Source organism: Muricoccus pecuniae (assembly GCF_014199205.1).
GTDB lineage: Bacteria > Pseudomonadota > Alphaproteobacteria > Acetobacterales > Acetobacteraceae > Roseomonas > Roseomonas pecuniae.
The window spans coordinates 1-2,799 of sequence record NZ_JACIJD010000068.1 but is presented as its reverse complement, the minus strand read 5'-3'; the positions used below and the strand labels follow the sequence as shown (position 1 = coordinate 2,799).

3 protein-coding genes and 1 pseudogene are annotated in these 2,799 nt (G+C 66.1%); 3 read left to right on the top strand and 1 reads right to left on the bottom strand.

All coding sequences use genetic code 11. The annotated features are described in order from the left end of the window. Window positions 1–289: 289 nt before the first annotated feature. The 3 genes from FHS87_RS23095 to FHS87_RS23085 all read left to right on the top strand — a co-directional run bounded on the left by FHS87_RS23095 (window position 290) and on the right by FHS87_RS23085 (window position 2,708). Complete coding sequence (locus tag FHS87_RS23095; RefSeq protein WP_184522212.1) at window positions 290–595, top strand: hypothetical protein; 306 nt, start codon at window positions 290–292, stop codon at window positions 593–595. A gap of 137 nt (window positions 596–732) precedes the next feature. After that, entirely contained in the window at window positions 733–2,307 is a 1,575-nt protein-coding gene (locus FHS87_RS23090) for a Na+/H+ antiporter (protein ID WP_184522209.1), read from the top strand. Window positions 2,308–2,465: 158 nt separating this feature from the next. Next, a complete protein-coding gene (locus FHS87_RS23085; RefSeq protein ID WP_184522206.1) occupies window positions 2,466–2,708 on the top strand; it encodes a hypothetical protein in 243 nt (80 codons plus the stop codon). A 6-nt stretch (window positions 2,709–2,714) separates the two neighbouring features. On the opposite strand, the pseudogene FHS87_RS23080 reads toward FHS87_RS23085, so the two are convergent. After that, window positions 2,715–2,799 (bottom strand): annotated as a pseudogene (locus tag FHS87_RS23080) (IS5-like element ISMex42 family transposase); the annotation flags it as partial.

Sequence of the window (2,799 nt, the reverse complement as noted above, 5' to 3'; positions counted from 1 at the left end):
CGACGGCCAGCAACCCGCCCGGTACGATGGCGAGCCGTGCGGTGGACGACGCGCTCGGCACCAACATCAGCGGCACCAACCCCACCAAGCGCTGAAGCCAAACGGACGGCGGGGTATGCATAAGCAGATCCCGCCGCTCTGACGATCGACTATCAACCATACTCGCCCTGTTCACTCTGGCGGCCCCTTCATTGACCGCCGTAGGACGCTCAACGCCTGCAAACAGAGCTGCGTGCGGCATCCGAAGCCGCTGTCCCGCGCTTCATGAATACAACGGAGGCCCGAGATCATGCCGCAGATTATTACAGGCTACTTCGACACCCGCCGCGATGCGGAAATGGCCGTGGAGCACCTCGTGCAGGACCACGACCTCGACCGGAACCGCGTGCAGGCGATGGCCGAGGGAGAGGAGAACTCGTCCGGCACCGTGATATCAGGCGCGGACGCTGCCGCTGCCGCTGAGGGGGACCGACCGGAGGGCCTGCGTCAGGGCCGGATCGTGGTGAGGGCAGAGGTGGATGACGACCTGCTGGAGGCCGCGCTGGCCAGCTTTCGCGAGTGCAACGTGGTCGAGCTGAAGACGGGGCAGGGCTGAGGGACACTGTCTTCGGCGGTAGCCGGGCCGCCGGTCACATTAGTAGCGGTCGGGGTGTGGACGGGAAGCAACCGAGGTCCTGACCTAAGCCACAACCAGTGCCTTGAGCTCATCACATCCGACCGGACGGTAACCTCATGCATGTCTTTGAATTGCTGCTCGTGCTTCTCGCGGCCTGCGTCGCTCTCGCGGTCCTCGCGAACCGGCTGAATCTTCCTGTCGCTGTCACCCTCGTGCTTGGTGGCATGGGGCTGGCTTTCGTCCCAGGGCTGCCGGCGCTGGCCCTCGATCCCGAGCTCGTGCTGGCCCTGTTCCTGCCGCCTCTCCTGCAGGTCAGCGCCTACCGCACGGATTGGCCCGCCTTTCGTAACCATCTCCGTCCCATCCTGCTGCTGGCAATCGGGGCGGTGTTCTTCACGGCGGGGCTGGTGGCCATTACCGCCAAGCTGTTCGTGCCGTCGCTGCCCTGGTGGGCCGCCGTTACCCTCGGCGCCATCGTGGCCCCGCCCGACGCCGTCGCCGCCGCGTCCGTCCTGAGCCGCTTCAAGCTGCCCAAGCGGATCGTGACGGTGCTGGAAGGCGAGAGCCTGATCAACGACGCCTCATCGCTCGTGCTCTACAAGTTCGCGGTCGCGGCCGTCGGCGTCGGCACGGTCAGCTATGGGCAGGGCGCGCTGCAGTTCTTCGGCGTGGCAATCGGGGGAGCGCTCGTGGGCTGGATCGTCGGCCGGGCCGCGATGTGGATCTTCACCCATCTTGAGGACACGTTGCTCGACCTGACGATCACCATCCTTGCCGGTTTTGCCGCTTATCTCGCGGCCGAGGCGATCCACGCCTCCGGTGTGCTCGCGGCCGTCACCTGCGGTCTCCTGCTCGGGCGACAGCAGCACGGCGAGTTCACCGCACGTACGCGGATCGAGCTGGTGGCAGTATGGAATTTCCTTGAATTCACCCTGACCAGCCTCGTCTTCATCCTCATCGGCCTGCAGCTGCGCGGCATTGTCGCGCGTCTGGCCGATGATGACCTCCGGCCGATTGCCTTGCTGGCAGTGGCCATGTCGGTCACCCTCATTGCGGGCCGCTTCGTCTGGGTATTCGCCTCGGCCTGGGTACCGCGCGCTCTGTCGCGAGAGCTGCGGGAACAGGACCCGACACCCTGGCGCCACGCGGCCGTCGTCTCCTGGACGGGAATGCGCGGCGTGGTCAGCCTGGCTGCAGCCCTCGCGCTGCCCGAGCCCTTCCCGGGCCGCGACATCATCCTGTTCCTGGCCTTTTGCTCAATCTTCGTTACCCTAGTGATCCAGGGGACGACCCTGGGATGGGTGGTCCGGCGGCTCGGCGTCATCGAGGAGGCGGCCGCCCTCCCTGAGCCCGAAACGGCGCAGGCCCGGGCGGAGATCACGACGGCCGCGCTGGACGCAATCTGCAAGCGCCTGGACGGCACTGAGACTACCGAGCACACCGAGGCTGCGGCCGAACTGGTGCAGGAGTATGAGGTCCGCGCCGATCGGGCGAGCATCGAGGGGCAGGACCCCGAAACCAAGAGCGACCAGTTGGAGGCACAACAACGCTTACGGCTCGTGGCCATCGCAGCGGCTCGCGAAAAGCTGGCCGAACGGGCTGAGACGATGGATGCCGAAGCTCACCGGGCACTGGGAGAGGAGCTTGACCTTGAGGAGCAGCAGATCAGACGGGCACTCGACGGTGCCTGATCTCCTAGGCATCGGCGGGCACAATCGGCGCCCTATAGCTCGGGTGAATACCGGGCTGGACTTGGAGGTTGTCGGTGCTGTCCCGCATAGCCCTCCGGTCGTCGCGGATAGCCGCCTCGCCGAGTGATCGTTCCAGAGATTGCCCATACCGGGAGCGCTTGAGAACGACGCGCCACGGGACCAGCAAGGCCCGCGGCACGTGGTTCACCTCAGGTCTTGCCCTTCTTGCCACGCGAGGCACGGTTCGGCGCAGCCTTGTCCTCCTGCGGCATCTCCTCGCCCCCCTCCTCGTCGCCTTCAAGGGCGTCAAAGCCTTCGGCTATTTGAGTCAGGAGAAGGTCGGTACGCTTCTCCTCCTCAAGGGTCTCACCGAGCAGCGTCTCGGCTTCGGGGAGGCCTAGGTCCTGTTAGCGCCTGAGCCAGTCGAGGGTAGCGGCGAGGTGCAGGACGCCGAGGAAGGACGAGGCGGACTTCTCGTAGCGCGTGGCGACG

Excerpts from the sequence above, each read along its gene's own strand:
- FHS87_RS23095 (WP_184522212.1), top strand. The coding sequence starts at position 290 with ATGCCGCAGATTATTACAGGCTACTTCGACACCCGCCGCGATGCGGAA.
- FHS87_RS23090 (WP_184522209.1), top strand. The coding sequence starts at position 733 with ATGCATGTCTTTGAATTGCTGCTCGTGCTTCTCGCGGCCTGCGTCGCT.